Here is a 16,043-nt window from a genome sequence, read left to right as displayed (position 1 = left end):
AGCAGCGTGAGACCGACGGAGGAACAGGAAGAACTGCGGTCCGCCGTGCGGGCCGTGCTCGGGCGCCGTCCGGGGGACGCGGCCTGGCGGCCGCTGACCCGGCAGATCGGCGTCGCGGGGCTCGCCGTCCCCGAGGAGTACGGCGGCGCCGGGTGCGGGGCCCTGGAGGTCGCCGTGGTGATGGAGGAACTGGGCCGCGAGCTGAGCCCCGTCCCGTACCTCGGCTCCGCGGTGCTCGCGGTGCGGACGCTGCTCGCGTCCGGCGACGACGCGGCGTGCGCCCGCCTCCTGCCGGGACTCGCCTCGGGTGACGTGGTGGGCACCCTCGCGTGGGCGGAGCACGGCTCCTGGGACCCGTCCGAGGTACGGGCCGAGGCCGCCCCCGGTCCCGGGGGGACCTGGCGGATCACCGGTGCCAAGGAGCACGTGCTCGACGGCGCGCAGGCCGGCCTCCTGCTCGTGGCGGCCCGTTCGGAAGCGGGGGTCTCCCTCTTCGAGGTGTCCGCCGACGGCCCGGGCGTGGACCGCGAGGCATCCGTGACGATGGACTCCACGCGGGCTCAGGCGCGCGTCGTGCTCACCGGCGCCGAGGGCCGGCTCGTCGGAGCCGAGGGCTGCGGCCACCGGGTGCTGGCGCACGTCCTGGACCTGGCCTGCACGGCGCTCGCCGCCGAACAGGTCGGCGCCGCCTCGCGCTGTCTGGAGATCACGCTCGCCTACGCCGGGGAGCGGATCCAGTTCGGCCGCCCCATCGGATCCTTCCAGGCGGTCAAGCACCGTCTCGCCGACGCGTACGTGCTGGTCGAGTCCGCCCGCTCGGCCGCCCTCGGCGCGTCCTTCGCCGCCGCCGAGGGCACCCCGGAGCTGCCCCGCCTCGCCGCCGCCGCCAAGTCGGCCTGCTCGGAGGCGTTCTCCGCGGTGGCCGGCGAGATGATCCAACTCCACGGCGGCATCGGCATCACCTGGGAGCACGACGCCCACCGGTACTTCAAACGCGCCCACGGCTCCGCCCGTCTCTTCGGCCCGCCCGCCTGGCACCGCGCCCGTCTGGCGGCCGGCCTCGGCCTGCCGGCGGCCTGACCGTCCGCGGTCCGCGGCCATGGCGACCTCGTGGGCGACCGTCTCCCGGAGCTCCGCCTCCAGGAGCACGGCTACGGGTCACGCGCCCGTCATGACCCGGCGCGCCGGCGCCTCCTCCTCGACCGGTTCGCCGGCGTCCAGTACGACGACGCGGCCGGCGAGCGCGGCGGTGGCCGGGTCGTGCGTGATCAGCACCAGGGACAGGTCGCCGCGGTCGCGCACGAGGGCCGCGAGCGTGTCGAGGATCCCCTTGCGGGTGACCGTGTCGAGGCCGGAGGTGATCTCGTCGCAGATCAGCACGCGGGGCCTGGCGAGCAGGGCCCGGGCGAGGGCGGCGCGCTGGAGTTCGCCGCCGGACAGCGCGCCCGGGCGACGGCGGACGAGGTCCTCGGCGAGGCCGAGGGCCGCGAGCGTGGTGAGCGCTTCGGCCAGGGCGTCCGGCTCGGCCGCCCCGCGCAGCCGGACGGCCGTGCGGGCCACCTGGTGGAGGACGGGGCGGTGTTCGTCGAACGCGGCTCGCGCGTCCTGGAAGACGTACTGGACGGCGGCGAGCTGCTGACGGGTGCGGTCCCGCAGGCTGCGCGGGAGGGGCACGCCGTCGAGGAGCACCTCGCCGTCGTGGTGCCGGTGCAGGCCTGCCAGGCAGCGGCCCAGGGTGGTCTTCCCGCTGCCCGAGCGGCCGACGACGGCCAGGCACGCGCCGGGGTGCAGGGTGAGTCCGGGCAGACGGAGCACTGCGGTACGGCCGTGGCGCGCGGTGAGGGGCCCCACCTCCAGGGTCGTGGCGCCCTCGGACACCGGCTCGACGCGGGTGGCGCCGGATCCGGAGGCCAGGAGTTCGGCCGTCCACGGGTGCCGGGGCGCGCGCCACAGGCGTTCGGGCGGCGCGGACTCCACGACGTGGCCGTCGCGCATGACGAGGACCTCGTCGGCGAGCGCGCGGACCACGTCCAGGTCGTGGCTGAGGAGGACGACGGCGATGCCCTCCCTCGCCAGGGCGGCGAACTGCTCGACGATGCCCCGTTTCGTCGACGGGTCCTGACCCGTGGTCGGTTCGTCCGCCACGACGACCTCGGCGCCGAGCAGCAGCGCCTGCGCCAGGACGACACGTTGCTGCTGGCCGCCCGACAGCTGGTGGGGGTAGCGCCGCAGCATCGTCTCGGCGTCGGGGAGCCGGGCCAGCGCCAGCGCCCGCAGGACGCGCTCGCGGAGGGCGGTACGGCGCTCCCTCCGCGGCAGGTGCCGTACCTGTGCGCGGGCGACGTCCCGGAGCAGGGCGCCGACGCGGCGGGCGGGGTTGAGGACGGCCGCCGGATGCTGGGGGACGTAGCCGACCAGGCCGTCGGGCGCGCGGACGTCGCCGGACACGAGGGCGCCGGCGGGGTACTCGCCGAGCAGGGCGAGGCCCGTGGTCGTCTTGCCGCTGCCGGACGCTCCCACGAGCGCGGTGACGGTGCCGGGGAGCACCCGGAGGTCGACCCCGTCGACGATGGCCCGGCCGTCGATCTCCACGCGCAGGTTCTTGATCTCGGCGACCGCGGTCACGGCGTCCACGTCCGTCTCCTCTTCTCCAGCCCCGCGTCCGCGAGCAGGTTGACGCCCATGGTCAGGGCGACGATGAGCAGGGCCGGCACGACCACGGCCCAGGGCTGGACGAACAGCCCGGTGCGGTTGCGGTCCACCATCACGGCCCAGTCGGCGGCGTCCGGCTCGACGCCGACGCCGAGGAACGCCGCGGTGGCCACGAGGTACAGCACACCGGTCAGCCGTACGCCCGCGTCGGCGACGAGCGTGCGGGTGAGGCACCGGCCGACGTAGCCGACGGCGGTACGCCACCAGGTCTCCCCTTGCATCCGGAGGGCTTCGACCGCCGGGCGCGACGCCGCCTCGGCCGCCGCGGCCCGGACGATGCGGGCGGCGTCGGGGATGTTGACGAGCGCCACGAGGAGGGCGAGGCCGGCGGCCCCCGGGGTGAGGACGGCCGCGACGAGCAGGATCATCAGCAGCGACGGCACGGCGAGGAGCACGTCGAGCGGCCTCATCAGCAGCTCTTCGAGCCAGGCGCGGTGGGTGAGGGCGCTGACGACGCCGAGGGGGAACGCGACGAGGTAGGCGACGGCGGTCGCGGCCAGCGCCACGAGCACCACCGAGCGCCCTCCCAGCAGGACCTGGTCCCAGACGTCACGACCGACGAAGTCGGTGCCGAGCGGGTGTCCGCCGCCGAGCGTGAACGAGGCGGCGCGGGGCCCGGGGCCGCCGGCGACCCACGGTCCGACGAGGGCCAGGGCGAGGGGGACGCCCGCGACGACGGCGCCGAGCGCGAAACGGGACTTCACGCGGCCGCCTCCGTCCTGGGGGCGAACCGGCGCGCGACGAGGTCGGCGCCGAGGTTGAGCACGACGGTGGTGACGCCGAAGACGACCGCGAGGCCCTGGACGACGGGCACGTCCCGTTCGGCGACCGCGTTCATCAGGACGGTGCCGAGGCCGGGGATCACGTACAGCGCCTCCACGACGATGACACCGCACAGCAGCCAGTCGACGGTGCGGGCCAGTTGCTGGGTGGCGGGCGCGAGGGCGTTGGGCAGGGCGTGGCCGTACCGGACGCGGACGCCCGGGACGCCGTAGCGGCGTGCGTGTGCCGCGTACGGCGAGTCCAGCGCGTCGATCATGCCGGCGCGCACCAGCCGGGCGAGGGAGCACACCGGGCGGGAGAGCAGCACGAGTACGGGGATGACCAGGGCGGCGGGGTGGGCCAGGAGGTCGGTTCCGTATCCGACGGCGGTCGGGGGGACCCAGCCCAGGCGCAGGGCGAGGACCGTGACGAGGAGCACGCCGAAGGCGAACTCGGGCACGGCGTACACGCCGAGCGTCAGCGAGCTGACCAGCCGGTCCGTGAACCGGCCCTCGTGACGGGCGGCGAGGACGCCGAGGCCGACGCCGGTCGGGACGAGGAGCGCGACCGTCAGGGCGGCGAGCAGCAGCGTGGGGCCGAAGCCGTCGGCGATGTACGTGCCGACGGGCCGCCCGGAGGCCAGGGAGGTGCCGAGGTCTCCGCGCGCCAGTCCCGCGGTCCAGTCCGCCAGTCGTTCGAGGGCGGGCCGGTCGAGGTCCATCGCCTCGCGGATGGCGGCGATGCGCTCCGGGTCGGGCTGGTCGCCCGCGAGGGCGACGGCGGCGTCGCCCGGCAGCGCCTCGGTGAGGGCGAAGACGAGCAGCACGACGGCCGCCGTCTGCGCCGCACCGAGGAGCAGCCGCCGGGCGATCCAGGACCGTGGTCCGGTCACGCGAGCCACACCTTGTCGAAGCGGGCCCAGTCGAGGGAGTTGGCGGGCGCCTTGGTCTCGACGCCCCGGACGTGGCGGGCGGTGCCGAGGATCCAGTCGGCGAAGCCCCAGACCAGGAAGCCGCCTTCGGCGTGCAGCCGGCGCTGCATGCGGGCGTAGACGGCCGCGCGGGAGGCCTTGTCCTTGGTGGACTGCGCCTGCCGGTAGAGGGCGTCGAAGTCCTTGTGGTGCCACTTGGTGGCGTTGGTGGTGGATTCGGTGAGCAGGCGCTGGGAGATGTGGGCTTCGACGGGCATGGCGCCGGAGCGGTAGGAGCAGAAGGTGCCGGAGTCGAGGACGTCCTTCCAGTAGCTGTCCTTGCTGCCGGTCCTGACGGTGACGGTGACGCCGGCCTTGGCGGCCTGGTCGCGGAAGATGGTGGCGGCCTCGGTGAATCCGGCGGCGACGGGCGAGGTGTCGAGGGTGACCTCGAGGCCCTCGGCTCCGGCCTCCTTGAGCAGCGCCTTGGCCCGGTCGAGGTCCTGTTCCCGCTGGGGCAGGCTCGCGTCGTAGTACTCGTACCCCTTCCCGAACAGGTCGTTGCCGATCTCTCCGGCGCCGGACAGGGCGCCGGCGACGAGCTCCGCGCGGTCGGCGATCAGGAAGAACGCCTCCCGTACGCGCTTGTCGTCGAACGGCGGGCGGTCCGTCTTCATCGCGAACGCCTGCATGGTGCTGTTGCGGAGGCGGATGATCTCGACCCGGCCCCCGCCCTCGTGGGCCCGGGCGGTGGTGGGGTCGAGCTCGTGGGCGTACTCGATCTGGCCGCCGAGGAGGGCGTTGATCCGGGCGGACTCCTCGTTGGCGACGAGGAGTTCCAGTTCGTCCAGGTACGGGGCTCCGTCCCAGTAGCCGTCGTTGCGCCTGAGGACGGCCGACTTCCCGGGGGCGAAGGAGACCAGGCGGAAGGGGCCGCTGCCGACCGGGTTCCGGTCGAAGTCCTGCTCCCTGCCGGGCACGATGTACGCGCCGAACGCGGCGAGCACGTTGGGGAATTCGGCGGTCGGCCGCTTGAGGACGAATTCGACGGTCCGCTCGTCCAGTGCGCGGCTGGCCTTCAGGTCGATCGGTTCCAGGGACGCCTTGGCCCGGAACGCCTTCTCGGGGTCTGTGATGCGCCGGTAGCTGTACAGGACGTCGGTGGCGGTGACCGGCTTCCCGTCGTGGAAGGCGGCCTCGCGCAGCGTGACCTTCCAGCGGTCCAGGCCCGCGTTCGGTTCCCATCGCGCGGCGAGGCGCGGCCTGGCGGACAGGTCGGGGCCGTAGTCGGCGAGCTTGTCGAAGAGGGCCTTGGCGCGGGCCACGTCCCCGAAGAGGTTGGCGAGGTGCGGATCGAGGGTCTCGCTCGCCCCGCCGCCGGCGAACGCGGCACGCAGGCGTCCGCCGCGCCGGGGCCTGCCGCCGGCCGCGGCGCTGTCGCCGGCCTTCGCGTCGCCGGCCGGTCCCGAAGCGTCGCAGCCCGTCAGGGCGAGGGCGCCGAGGCCGGCGGCTCCGGCGGCCACGGTGAGGAAGCCCCGTCTGCGGAGTCCGGGGAAGCGCGGGTCGTTCGCCGTGTGGTCGTGCGCGGGAGGGTGGTTCATGATCTTGTTCCTTGCTGTGGTGCGGGCTGATGGATGGCGCGGGGTTCGGGGACCGGTGACGGCGTCAGGGCCGGGGGCCCGGTGGGGCATCGGGGGTGGCGGTGAGGCGGGCGACCAGGTGCAGCCGGTCGCCGTCGGCCGTCGCCGCGGGGAGGTCGCCCTCCTGCCACCGCGGCTCGGTGCGCGGGCCCGGGCCGTCGTACAGGGCGAGCACCTCGAAGCCGTGGGCCGCGAGGACGTGGCGCAGCTCCTGGGGGAACAGCAGCCGCCACGCGGACCGCTGCTCGACCGGCGGGGAACCGTCGTCCGCGGTCCACACCCGCGTGCGGCGCAGCAGCTGGGCCGTCCTGTCCACGGACAGGGTGGTGGTGGAGCGGTAGGCGGTGCCCTGCCAGGTGAATCCGGCGACGGCCGGGGCCGAGAGGAGTTCCGTACGCCCCAGGAAGAAGGCGCCGTTGCGCATCTCGGCGACGAGCAGGCCGTCGGGTGCGAGGGCCCGGCGGCAGGAGGTGAGGAAGCCGTCGAGCTGGTCGTTGGTGTGGCAGTACAGGAGTGCGCTGTCCAGGCAGACCACCGCGTCGAAGCTTCGCTCCCCCAGGTCGAAGCCGTGCAGGTCGGCCCGGACGTACGCGGGCCCGGGGTGCCGGGCGCGGGCGTGCGCGAGCATCGCCTCGGACAGGTCGGCACCGGTGACGGTGCGGCCGGCCCGGTGGAGGTGCGCGGCGTCCCGGCCCGTGCCGCAGCCGATGTCCAGGACGCGGGGCCCGGGTGGGCCGTACCGGCGCAGACGGTCCTCGGCCCAGCGTCCGGCGAGCCGTTCGGGGTCGGGGAAGCGCGCCTCGTACAGGGCCGGTTGGTCGGTGAGCAGGTTCGCGGTGGTGAAGGTCAAGGGTGGGGTGCTCCTCATGCGGTGGCCGGTACGGCGGCGGGGTGGGCGGGCAGGACGCGGCGGCGGTGCAGCAGGGCGATGCCGGCGGCGGAGGCGAGGCCGAAGGCGGCGCAGCAGGCCCAGGGCAGCCAAGGGGTGTCCGCGCGGCCGCCGGCGTCCATGGCCCAGCCGACGAGCGCGTTGCCGACGGCGGCGGCGATGCCGGAGACGACGTAGAACAGGCCGAAGTAGGTGCCGGTGAGTTCCGTCCGGCCGAAGGCGGGGATCAGTTCCATCACGAACGGCTGGGCCAGCATCACGCCCAGGTTCAGCAGCAGGACGCCGGCCAGGACGGGCAGCACGCGCGCCGTGGCGTCCGCGAGGCCGTCGGGGGTGCCGCCGTGTCCCGCGACGGCCGCCGGCGGGAGGAAGGACAGTCCCATCAGCACGAGCCCGGAGCCGATCCAACGCGCCCTGTTTCCACGTCTCTTGAGGGCTGCGGTGAGGCGCAGCTGGAGCCCGAGGTGGGCGAGGGTGCCGACGAGGAAGACGAGGCCGGCGGCGCCCTCCCGGCCGGTGGCACGGCGGGCCGCGTCGGGCAGCAGCAGGTACAGCTGGTTCTCCAGGGTGAACATGCCGACCATGGCCAGGGCGAAGGCGAGGAAGCCCCGGTCGCCGATCACCTCGCGCCAGTCGCCGAGCACGCTGTTGCCGGTCGGCGCGACCCGGCGGGGCGGGAGCACCAGGGCCTGGGCGGCGGTGAGCACCGCGAAGATCCCGGCCGCGGTGAGCGCGGAGGCCCGGAAGTCGACGAGCAGCAGGGCGCTGCCGAGCAGGGGCCCGATCAGGGCGCCGGTGGTGGCGAAGACGTTGAACAGGGCGAACGCCTCGGCCTTGCGCTCCCCCGCCTCCAGGGCGAGGTAGGCCCGCACGGCGGGGTTGAAGAGGGCTCCGGCCAGGCCGCTGAGCACGGACGCGGCGAGGAGCACGGGCAGTCCGTCGCCGAGGGCGAACAGTCCGAAGCCGACGGTGCGCAGGGCGCATCCGGCGATGATGACGCCGCGCGCTCCCAGCCGGTCCGACGCGGTGCCGCCGATGATGAAGAGCCCTTGCTGGCTGAGGTTGCGCACGCCGAGCACGATGCCGACGACGGCGGCCGACATCCCCAGGTCCCCGGTCAGGTGCAGGGCGAGGTACGGGACGAGCAGGTAGAAGCCGGTGTTGACGCCGAGCTGGTTGAGGAGGAGCAGCCGGACGGCTATCGGGAAGCCGCGTATCTCGTGCCAGGTCCTCACGTCCCGGCCTCCCGGGCGGCGCGCTCGCGTACGCCGAGGCCCGGGTGCCGGCTCGCCCGCACGGTGCCGTCGGTGCCGCCGATGCCCGCCCAGGGGTCGTCGGCGAGCAGCAGGTGGCCGTCGAGGTCGACCCAGCGTGCGCGGTGGGCGAGGTGGACGGCGGGGGCGATGCCGAGGGTGCTGGCGGTGAGGCAGCCGAGCATCAGCTCGGTTCCGGTGTCCGCCACCAGTTCGGCGATGCGGAGGGCGGCGCCGACGCCGCCGCACTTGGCCAGCTTGACGTTGATCCCCTGGACGCGTCCGGCGAGGCGGCGGACGTCCTCGAAGTCGACGGCGTCCTCGTCGGCGACGACGGGGAGCGGCGAGCGCTCCGCGAGCCTCGCGAGCGCCTCGGGATCGCCGGGGGCCAGGGGTTGTTCGACGGCCTCGACGCCCAGCTCCGCGAAGAGCGGGAGCAGGCGCTCGGCCTCCCGTACGGTCCACGCTCCGTTCGGGTCGAGGAGCAGCCGGGCGTGGGGCGCGGCGGTGCGGACGGCCCGTACGCGGGCGAGGTCGTCGCCCGGGTCCGGGGCGCCGGCCTTCACCTTGAGGACGGTGAACCCGTCGCGTACGAGGCGGGCCGCCCGCGCCCCGGCCCGCTCCGGTGGCGTGATGCCGAGGGTGCGGGCGGTGGTGGCGCGGGGCGGGGCGCCCCGGGGGTCGAGGAGCCGGTGGACCGGGAGGTCCGCGCGCTTGCCGACGAGGTCGAGCAGCGCGGATTCGACGGCCGCGGTGACGGCCGGAGGGGCGGCGGCCCGGCGGGTGCCGTCCTGGACGGCCTCCAGGGCGGTCTCGGGGTCGTGGAAGCCGGCCAGCCACTGTGATTCCGCGTGGAGCAGCCGTTCCAGGGTGTCGGTGTCGAGTCCGTAGTAGACGCTGGTGACGGCCTCTCCGTGGCCGCGCCGCCCGTCGTGCTCGACGGTCAGCCAGACGGCGTCGCGGGCGGCCATCGTGGAGCGGGAGATGCGCAGCGGCTCGGCGAGTTCGAGACGTACGGTGCGCTGACGGGACTTCACGGGGTCTCTTCCGGGGTGGTGGCGCTCGGCCGGTGCGCGAGCGGATCGGTGACGGTGCCGCAGCGGGCCCAGCCGGTGGCCTCCACGGCCCGGGGGTGCGGGATCTCGACGGGTCGGGTGGCGGCGGTGGCCGGGTCGACGCCGTGGGCGGTGGTGAAGTCGTCGTCGAAGACGCTGCCGAGGTAGCGCTGGGGGCCGTCGGGGAACACGGTGGCGACGACGGCTCCGGGGTGGACGCGGGCGGCCCAGGCGGCGACGAGGGCGACGGCGCCGGTGCTCCAGCCGCCGCTGACGAAGGCGGAACGGGCCAGCCGGCGGCACGCGTCGGCGGCCTCGGCGGGGCCGACCCAGTGGACCTCGTCGAAGGCGTCGTAGGCGACGTTGCGCGGATGGATGCTGCTGCCCAGGCCGCGCATGAGGCGGGGCCTGGCGGGCTGGCCGAAGATGGTGGAGCCGGTGGCGTCCACGCCGATGAGCCGCAGGCCGGGCCAGTGGCGTCGGAGCGGTCCGATGATCCCGCCGCTGTGGCCGCCGGTGCCGACGCTGCACACCAGCACGTCGAGGTGGTCGAGCTGGGTGGCGAGTTCGGCCGCGAGGGAGGCGTAACCCGCGGTGTTGTCGGGGTTGTTGTACTGGTCGGGCCAGTACGCGCCGGGAAGCCGCCCGAGCAGTTCGCGCAGTCGGGCGAGCCGGGCGGCCTGCCAGCCGCCTTCGGCCGCCGGGCGGTCGACGAGCTCCAGGCGGGCGCCGTACGCGCGCAGCAGCTGCCGCATCGAGGGCTCCAGCTCGATGTCGCCGACCAGCACGACCGGGTGGCCGAGTGCCTGTCCGGCGAAGGCCAGTCCGATGCCGAGCGTCCCCGAGGTGGATTCCACGACCGGTGCGCCCGGCAGCAGTTCGCCGCGCTCCTCGGCTCCGAGCAGCATGGAGACGGCGGCGCGCGCCTTCATGCCGCCGACGCCGAGTCCTTCGAGCTTGGCCCAGAAGCCCGGCTGTGGGCAGGGCAGGTCGACGGTGACGCGGGCGAGCGGTGTACGGCCCAGCAGGGCGAGGAGCTCCCGGTTTCCCGCGGTGCGCGCGGAGCCGAGGACGGCCGTGGTCACAGGGTGCCTCCGTAGCGGTGGACGGTTCCCTGACCGCCGTCCAGCCAGAAGAAGGGGTACGGCTCCGCGCACACCGCGGTGACGCCCGATCCGATCAGGCGCGGAAGGATCGCGCTGCCTGTCTGGGCGAACATCACCAGGGGGATGCCGTGGTGGCGCGCGTGCCGGCGGAGCGGTTCGAAGCTGCCGTTGCCGAGGGTCATGCCGGAGGCGAGGACGGCGTCGCAGCGGTCCAGCTCCGCCAGGGCGTCGGTGCGGACCTGCTCGCCCCATTCGGTCGTGCCGCCCTTGAGGTCGCAGGGGACGTAGGAGAGGCCGCGCGTCCGCAGGGCCTCCAGGAGGGAGTTGACGACGCCGACGACGAGCACGGTCGCCCCGGGCTCGGCCCCGACGAGGTCCACGACGGCCTCGGCCCGGGCGCGGGACTTCTCCAGTGACGTGCCGGCGGGCAGTGGGCAGGGGTGTCCGCCGTTGCCGGGGCCGTGCGGCAGGGCGTGCATGAGGTACGCGTCGAGGGCGGCGACCCGGACGGGCGCCAGCTCGTGTCGCAGGAGGCGGGCGACGTCGGCGCCGACGCATTCCTCGACGGCGCCGTCGGGCAGCTCGCCCGGTTCGACCGCGCAGGATCCGACCGCCTCCGCGAGGCGCAGGCTCAGCACCTCGTTGCGGTAGCCGGAGCCGCGCCCTTCGTGCCGTACGGCCTGCCGGGTGGTGAAGGCCACCGAGATCCGCCGGGTGCGCGGGTCGGGGCCGTAGCCGCCGGCCAGGACGCGCTCGACGAGGTCGTCGTACGAGGCGGCCGCGGGGGGCAGTTCGGTGAGCGCGGTCATCGGGTCACCACCCGGGGGCGGAGCTGGGCGAGGAGGGAGGCGACGCGGTCGCGGGCGCCCGGGCCCCGCGCGTCACCGGCCATGACGTGGCCGAGGTACTCGTTGTTGCTGCCGGCGGCCTTGACGGACTTGCCGGGGTCGGCGAGCCGGAGTTCCAGGAGGTCGTCCGCCGCGCGGACCGCGTCGGCGCCGTCGACGGCCTCCAGGACGCCGTCCTCGTCCGGTACGAGGAAGCCGATCGCGGCGCTGGTCAGTCCGGTGGCGCGGCGGCGCAGGTCCGGTTCGCGGCCGAGGGCGACGTCCACGCAGGCGGCGGCGAGGTCGATGCCGGTGACGTGGCGCACGAGTTCGGTGATGCGGTTGCCGGCGGGTCGGGGGTTGACCTCGACGAGCCGGGGCCCGTCGGCCGTCAGCTTGATCTCGGTGTGGGCGACGACCCCGTCGAGGCCCAGGGCCTTCAGTGCCCGCCGCGCGGTCTCCGCGGCCGCTTCGGCGTCCGCCGGGTCCAGGGCGGCGGGGAACATGTGGCCGGTCTCGATGAACGCGGGCTCGCCGCCGACGCTCTTGTCGGTGACGCCGACGACGTGCACGGCGCCGTCGTACGACACGGTCTCGACGCTCACCTCGGGGCCGTCGAGGAGTTCTTCGAGCAGCACGACGGGGTCGCGGCGTTGTCCGCGGGCGTTGACGGGGAAGGCGGCGAGCGCGCGGTGGGCGTCGGCGAGGGCGGTCTCGTCGTCGACGCGGCGCACGAACATCCCGGCGCACAGGTCCACCGGCTTGAGGACCAGCGGATAGCCGATGGCGCGTGCCGCGGCGGCCGTCTCGGCCCAGTCCGCGCAGAGCGCGAACCGCGGTCCGGGGAGGCCCGCTTCGGCGAGGACCCGGCGAGTGGCGTCCTTGCGGCACGCGTTCTCGACCGCCTCGGGCGTGGGGCCCGGCAGTCCCAGCCGTCCCGCGATCCGCGCGGCCGTCCGGAGGTAGTAGTCGCAGGAGGTGACGACTCCGTCGAAGCGCAGGGCCTCGTGGGCCCGCTCGACGAACGGCAGCAGGCCGTCGGTGTCGTTGGTCTCCGCGGTGAGCACGTGGCGGGCCCCGAGGAGCGGGTGGGCGGCGCCTTCGGGAGCGGAGCGCAGGTAGTGGTGCAGGTCGCGGGTCAGGAAGGTGAACTCGTGGCCCGCCTCGCGCATGGCTCTCGGCAGCAGCCTGCTCATGGACCCGACCCAGCTCTCGACCATCAACAGATGAGCCACGACTTCCCCTTTTCACAGCGCGGTTGAGGTGCGAAGCGGTCATGCGGGCAGCGCCGGGCAGGGCGCGTTCGCTTGACCGAAGGGGACCTTATCGATAATCGTTTTCATTGTCATCTATGGAGGCGCGCTTCTCCGCTCGCGAGACACCCGCCCGCCGCCGTACGCACCCCAGGGGACCCGCCCCCACCCCCGCCCAGGAGGTTCCGATGAACCACGCCCCACACCCGCCCTACACCGTGCGCCCCGCCGGTCCCGCCGACGTGGAAGGCGCCCGCCAGGTCATCCTCGACACCGTCTACCGCGACTTCGGCTACGGCTACGTGCCCGCGTGGCACCGCGACGTCGTCGAGATCGAGAGCACCTACCTCGACGACCCTCGCCACCTGCTGCTCGTCGCGACCCACGGCGACCAGGTGGTCGCCACCACCGGAGTCCGCTCGACGGGACCGGCCCACCCACCGCACCCGCGTTGGCTCGCCGAGCGCTACCCCTCGGGCACCACCGCGCAACTCGTCCGGGTCTACGTGCGCCCCGAGCACCGGCGCCGGGGCCTCGCGCGCACCCTCGTGGACCGGGCCTGCGCCTTCGTCGCCCAAACCCCCGGCTACGACAGCATCTACCTGCACACCAACGTCGACATCGAGGGCGCCGAGTCCTTCTGGCGGAGCATGGCCAAAGAGGTCTTCGACGCCCGCACGACCGGGGAACACGGCCCCGGCGTCGGCACCGTCCACTTCGAGATCCCCATGCCCTAGGAGCAGTGCCGTGCGGCGAGTCCCGACGGAAGGCCGTCCCGCGCGCGACCGGGCGGGACGGCCTCCGTCGGGGAGTCAGGCACCGGCGGACGGCGCGTCCCGTAGGGGTTGCGGAGCGGCGCCACGCGCTTCAGGGCGCCGGCACCCACCCTCTCAAATTGATAATGGCAACCATTTTCATATAGCCTCGGCGCGTCACCCACCGATCGAGGAGTCCCACGATGGCCGTCCCCAAGCGGAAGATGTCCCGCAGCAACACCCGCCACCGCCGCGCCCGGTGGAAGGCGACCACACCCCACCTGGTGCCGGTCACCGTCGACGGCGTCGTCCACCGGGTCCCGCAGCGCCTGGTGAAGGCGTACGAGCGCGGCCTCCTCCGACCGGAGGGCTGAGCGCTCATGACGCCCACCGACCGGCTTCCCGTGACCGTGTTGTCCGGTTTCCTCGGGGCGGGGAAGACCACCCTGCTCAACCACCTCCTCGGCAACCGCGAAGGACTGCGGGTCGCGGTCATCGTCAACGACATGAGCGAGGTCAACATCGACGCCGCGCTGGTCCGCGGCGGCCGGGCCGCTCTGTCCCGCACCGAGGAGCGGCTGGTCGAGATGACCAACGGGTGCATCTGCTGCACCCTGCGCGACGACCTGCTGGAGGAGGTCGAACGGCTGGCGCGCGAAGGCCGCTTCGACCACCTGCTCATCGAGTCCAGCGGCATCTCCGAACCGCTGCCCGTGGCCGCCACCTTCTCCTTCCCCCGCGACGACGGGGCCACCCTCGGCGACCTCGCCCGGCTGGACACGATGGTGACCGTCGTGGACGCCGCGGGGTTCCTGCCGGAACTCGACGGCGGAGAGGAACTCGCCGCGCGCGGACTCGCCCCGTTCGAGGACGACGAGCGCACCGTGAGCGATCTCCTCGTGGACCAGGTCGAGTTCGCGGACGTCATCGTCCTCAACAAGCTCGACCTGGTCGGACCGGAGGAGGCGCGACGACTCCGCGCCACGCTGTCCCGGCTCAATCCGGAGGCGCGGATCGTCCCCGCGGTCCGCGGCCGCGTCCCCCTCGAACACGTTCTGGGCACGGGCCTGTTCGACGTGGAGCGGGCCCAGCAGGCACCGGGCTGGGTGAAGGAGCTCAACGGAGATCACGTCCCGGAGACGGAGGAGTACGGCATCTCCTCGCTCGTGTTCCGCTCCGAACGGCCCTTCCACTCCGGCCGTCTGTGGACCTTCGTCACGGAGGCTCTGGACAGCGGCGCCTTCGGACGGGTCCTGCGCTCCAAGGGCTTCTTCCGGCTCGCCACCCGCCCCCGCGTGACGGGCCTCTGGTCCCAGGCCGGCGCCGTCGCCCGCTTCGAACCGTCCGGCGCCCTCGGCCCGGACACCACGCAGGGGCAGGAGCTCGTCTTCATCGGCACCGGACTCCGCGCCGACGCCCTCCGCGCGGCGCTGGACGCCTGCCTGCTGGCGCCCGGCGAGGCCGTCCCCGCCGACGACGACTTCCCGGCCTGGGAGACGTACGGCATCGAGGACGCCTGCGAGCACGAGCGGGCCGCCTGAACGCCTGAACACACCCGGCACTCCGGGCCGGGCGGTGGTCGCAGCCACGGCACCGTCCGGCCCGGCTCTCCTCGGCGGGCCCTGCTGTTCCCGTCGGGGTCCCGGCGGAACGGGGGGCGTAACGCGACGTCAGGCGCCGTCCAGCAGGGAGCCGAGTCCTCGGGCGAGGCGCTCGTACTCCGCGGGGTGGTTGTAGATCTGGCCGCAGACGCGGATGCCGCCGCCGCCCGGCCACGGCCAGATGAGGACCCGGCAGCCGAGCCGGAGCATGATCTCCTCGCGGAGGGCGTCGGCCTCCGGCTTGGTCCGGGCGAACCGGGACGGCAGGCGCAGGGCCCGCAGGGCGAGCCGGTCGTCGCCCGGGAGCGGGGTCACGCCCGGCAGTCGGGCCAGCAGTTCGGCGCCGTGGGCCGCGAGGGCGCTGTTGTGGGCCCGTACGCGCTCCGCGCCGAGTGCGGCGATCAGGTCCAGGCCCTCGGGGGCGGCGAGCAGGCCCGTGTAGTCGGCGGTGGCCCGGTACTCCACGGCCCGCGGGAATCCCCGGTGGTCCTCCCAGGACGGCACGGGCGCGGGCACCCGGCCCCGCAGGGCGGGCGCGACGGCGAGGACGGCGGAACCCGGTGGCGCGTAACCCCACTTGTGCAGGTTGCCGAACCACAGGTCAGGCCCGCCCTCCAGCGGCGCGGCGAGCATGCCGGGCGCGTGGGCGCCGTCCACGACGGTGGTCACGCCGCGTTCGGCGAGGTCCGCGAGGAGTCGTGGCCCGGCGACGATGCGCGCGGTGGGCGAGGTGATCTGGTCGAGCACCGCCACCCGGGTGCGGGGGGTCAGCGCGGCGAGCACCGTTTCGCGCACCGCGTCCTCGTCCGGCAGCGCCGGGTCCAGCGGGACGGTGACGGGCCGGGCCCGGCGCGCGACGGCGTCGACCACCGTGCCGTATCCGTGGTCGGTGACCAGCACCTCGTCGTCGGGCGTCAGTCCGAGCGCGTCGAGGGCCAGATGCGCGGCCTCGGTCGCGTTCGTGACGAGCGCGATCCCCTCCGGGTCGGCGTCGAGCCGCGCGGCGATCCTGGCGCGGGCGTCGGCGAGCCGGTCCCCGACGCCGAGGAAGAAGGCGTCCGGGTCGGCGGCCGCCTCGGCGGCGATGTGCCGCTGGGCCCGGGCGACCGGGACCGGCACGGCGCCGAAGGAGCCGTGGTTGAGGTGGGCCACCCGCGCGTCCAGCCGGAAGAGTTCGCCGCCACCGGGGAACGCCCCTGCCGGCGCAGGCACGCCCGCACCGGCGAGCGACTCGTCACTCTGTTCGTCTTCACTGGCCATGCCCTGGAAGATACCGCCGC

15 protein-coding genes are annotated in these 16,043 nt (G+C 74.6%); 4 read left to right on the top strand and 11 right to left on the bottom strand.

The window, feature by feature from the left end; all coding sequences use genetic code 11:
* Positions 1-6 precede the first annotated feature (6 nt).
* The gene (locus OO54_RS15270; RefSeq protein ID WP_033203428.1) at positions 7-1,080 is read left to right on the top strand and encodes an acyl-CoA dehydrogenase family protein; all 1,074 of its coding nucleotides are present in this window, start codon (positions 7-9) and stop codon (positions 1,078-1,080) included.
* Positions 1,081-1,158: 78 nt separating this feature from the next.
* On the opposite strand, the gene OO54_RS15265 is transcribed toward OO54_RS15270, so the two are convergent.
* The 10 genes from OO54_RS15265 to OO54_RS15220 form a co-directional block, all read right to left on the bottom strand.
* Positions 1,159-2,625, bottom strand: coding sequence for an ABC transporter ATP-binding protein (locus tag OO54_RS15265; protein WP_051786970.1), 1,467 nt, complete (start codon positions 2,623-2,625; stop codon positions 1,159-1,161).
* Positions 2,622-3,416, bottom strand: coding sequence for an ABC transporter permease (locus tag OO54_RS47395; RefSeq protein ID WP_106970025.1), 795 nt, complete (start codon positions 3,414-3,416; stop codon positions 2,622-2,624). The genes OO54_RS15265 and OO54_RS47395 overlap by 4 nt, the downstream gene beginning before the upstream one ends.
* Positions 3,413-4,366, bottom strand: a complete 954-nt coding sequence (locus OO54_RS15255; protein WP_033203424.1) for an ABC transporter permease — start codon at positions 4,364-4,366, stop codon at positions 3,413-3,415. The genes OO54_RS47395 and OO54_RS15255 overlap by 4 nt, the downstream gene beginning before the upstream one ends.
* Positions 4,363-5,985 (bottom strand): ABC transporter substrate-binding protein, encoded by a 1,623-nt coding sequence (locus OO54_RS15250; protein ID WP_033203423.1) that lies wholly within the window; start codon positions 5,983-5,985, stop codon positions 4,363-4,365. Before OO54_RS15250 ends, OO54_RS15255 begins: the two co-directional genes overlap by 4 nt.
* A 64-nt stretch (positions 5,986-6,049) precedes the next feature.
* Positions 6,050-6,892: a class I SAM-dependent DNA methyltransferase gene (locus OO54_RS15245; protein ID WP_051786963.1), complete on the bottom strand. Its 843-nt coding sequence runs from the start codon at positions 6,890-6,892 to the stop codon at positions 6,050-6,052.
* On the bottom strand, positions 6,889-8,148 hold the full coding sequence (locus OO54_RS15240; RefSeq protein WP_033203419.1) for an MFS transporter: 1,260 nt from the start codon (positions 8,146-8,148) through the stop codon (positions 6,889-6,891). The genes OO54_RS15245 and OO54_RS15240 overlap by 4 nt, the downstream gene beginning before the upstream one ends.
* A complete protein-coding gene (locus OO54_RS15235) occupies positions 8,145-9,203 on the bottom strand; it encodes a dipeptide epimerase (protein WP_033203418.1) in 1,059 nt (352 codons plus the stop codon). Before OO54_RS15235 ends, OO54_RS15240 begins: the two co-directional genes overlap by 4 nt.
* Positions 9,200-10,306 carry a PLP-dependent cysteine synthase family protein gene (locus OO54_RS15230; protein WP_033203417.1) on the bottom strand — a complete coding sequence of 369 codons (1,107 nt, stop codon included), beginning with the start codon at positions 10,304-10,306 and terminating at the stop codon, positions 9,200-9,202. The genes OO54_RS15235 and OO54_RS15230 overlap by 4 nt, the downstream gene beginning before the upstream one ends.
* A complete protein-coding gene (locus tag OO54_RS15225) occupies positions 10,303-11,136 on the bottom strand; it encodes a Rossmann-like domain-containing protein (RefSeq protein WP_033203416.1) in 834 nt (277 codons plus the stop codon). Before OO54_RS15225 ends, OO54_RS15230 begins: the two co-directional genes overlap by 4 nt.
* Positions 11,133-12,389 (bottom strand): ATP-grasp domain-containing protein, encoded by a 1,257-nt coding sequence (locus OO54_RS15220; protein ID WP_033203414.1) that lies wholly within the window; start codon positions 12,387-12,389, stop codon positions 11,133-11,135. Before OO54_RS15220 ends, OO54_RS15225 begins: the two co-directional genes overlap by 4 nt.
* A gap of 206 nt (positions 12,390-12,595) precedes the next feature.
* Here OO54_RS15220 and OO54_RS15215 point away from each other — a divergent pair, with 206 nt between their 5' ends.
* The 3 genes from OO54_RS15215 (at position 12,596) to OO54_RS15205 (ending at position 14,703) form a co-directional block, all read left to right on the top strand.
* Positions 12,596-13,144 (top strand): GNAT family N-acetyltransferase, encoded by a 549-nt coding sequence (locus OO54_RS15215; RefSeq protein WP_033203413.1) that lies wholly within the window; start codon positions 12,596-12,598, stop codon positions 13,142-13,144.
* 221 nt (positions 13,145-13,365) lie between these two features.
* Positions 13,366-13,536 (top strand): 50S ribosomal protein L32, encoded by a 171-nt coding sequence (gene rpmF, locus OO54_RS15210; RefSeq protein WP_033203412.1) that lies wholly within the window; start codon positions 13,366-13,368, stop codon positions 13,534-13,536.
* A gap of 6 nt (positions 13,537-13,542) precedes the next feature.
* Positions 13,543-14,703, top strand: coding sequence for a GTP-binding protein (locus OO54_RS15205; protein WP_033203411.1), 1,161 nt, complete (start codon positions 13,543-13,545; stop codon positions 14,701-14,703).
* A 129-nt stretch (positions 14,704-14,832) separates the two neighbouring features.
* Here the strand turns inward: OO54_RS15205 and OO54_RS15200 are convergent, their stop codons facing one another.
* Entirely contained in the window at positions 14,833-16,023 is a 1,191-nt protein-coding gene (locus tag OO54_RS15200; RefSeq protein ID WP_051786962.1) for an aminotransferase class V-fold PLP-dependent enzyme, read from the bottom strand.
* Positions 16,024-16,043: the final 20 nt, after the last annotated feature.

The organism is Streptomyces wedmorensis (assembly GCF_000716445.1).
GTDB lineage: Bacteria > Actinomycetota > Actinomycetes > Streptomycetales > Streptomycetaceae > Streptomyces > Streptomyces wedmorensis.
Note: the sequence above shows the minus strand (reverse complement) of the source record. Positions and strands in the feature narration are given on the sequence as shown.

What these genes read in the sequence shown, in the direction of transcription:
- OO54_RS15250 (WP_033203423.1), bottom strand. Translation starts at nt 5,985, where the DNA reads ATGAACCACCCTCCCGCGCACGACCACACGGCGAACGACCCGCGCTTC.
- OO54_RS15245 (WP_051786963.1), bottom strand. Translation starts at nt 6,892, where the DNA reads ATGAGGAGCACCCCACCCTTGACCTTCACCACCGCGAACCTGCTCACC.
- OO54_RS15225 (WP_033203416.1), bottom strand. Translation starts at nt 11,136, where the DNA reads ATGACCGCGCTCACCGAACTGCCCCCCGCGGCCGCCTCGTACGACGAC.
- OO54_RS15215 (WP_033203413.1), top strand. Translation starts at nt 12,596, where the DNA reads ATGAACCACGCCCCACACCCGCCCTACACCGTGCGCCCCGCCGGTCCC.
- rpmF (WP_033203412.1), top strand. Translation starts at nt 13,366, where the DNA reads ATGGCCGTCCCCAAGCGGAAGATGTCCCGCAGCAACACCCGCCACCGC.
- OO54_RS15205 (WP_033203411.1), top strand. Translation starts at nt 13,543, where the DNA reads ATGACGCCCACCGACCGGCTTCCCGTGACCGTGTTGTCCGGTTTCCTC.
- OO54_RS15200 (WP_051786962.1), bottom strand. Translation starts at nt 16,023, where the DNA reads ATGGCCAGTGAAGACGAACAGAGTGACGAGTCGCTCGCCGGTGCGGGC.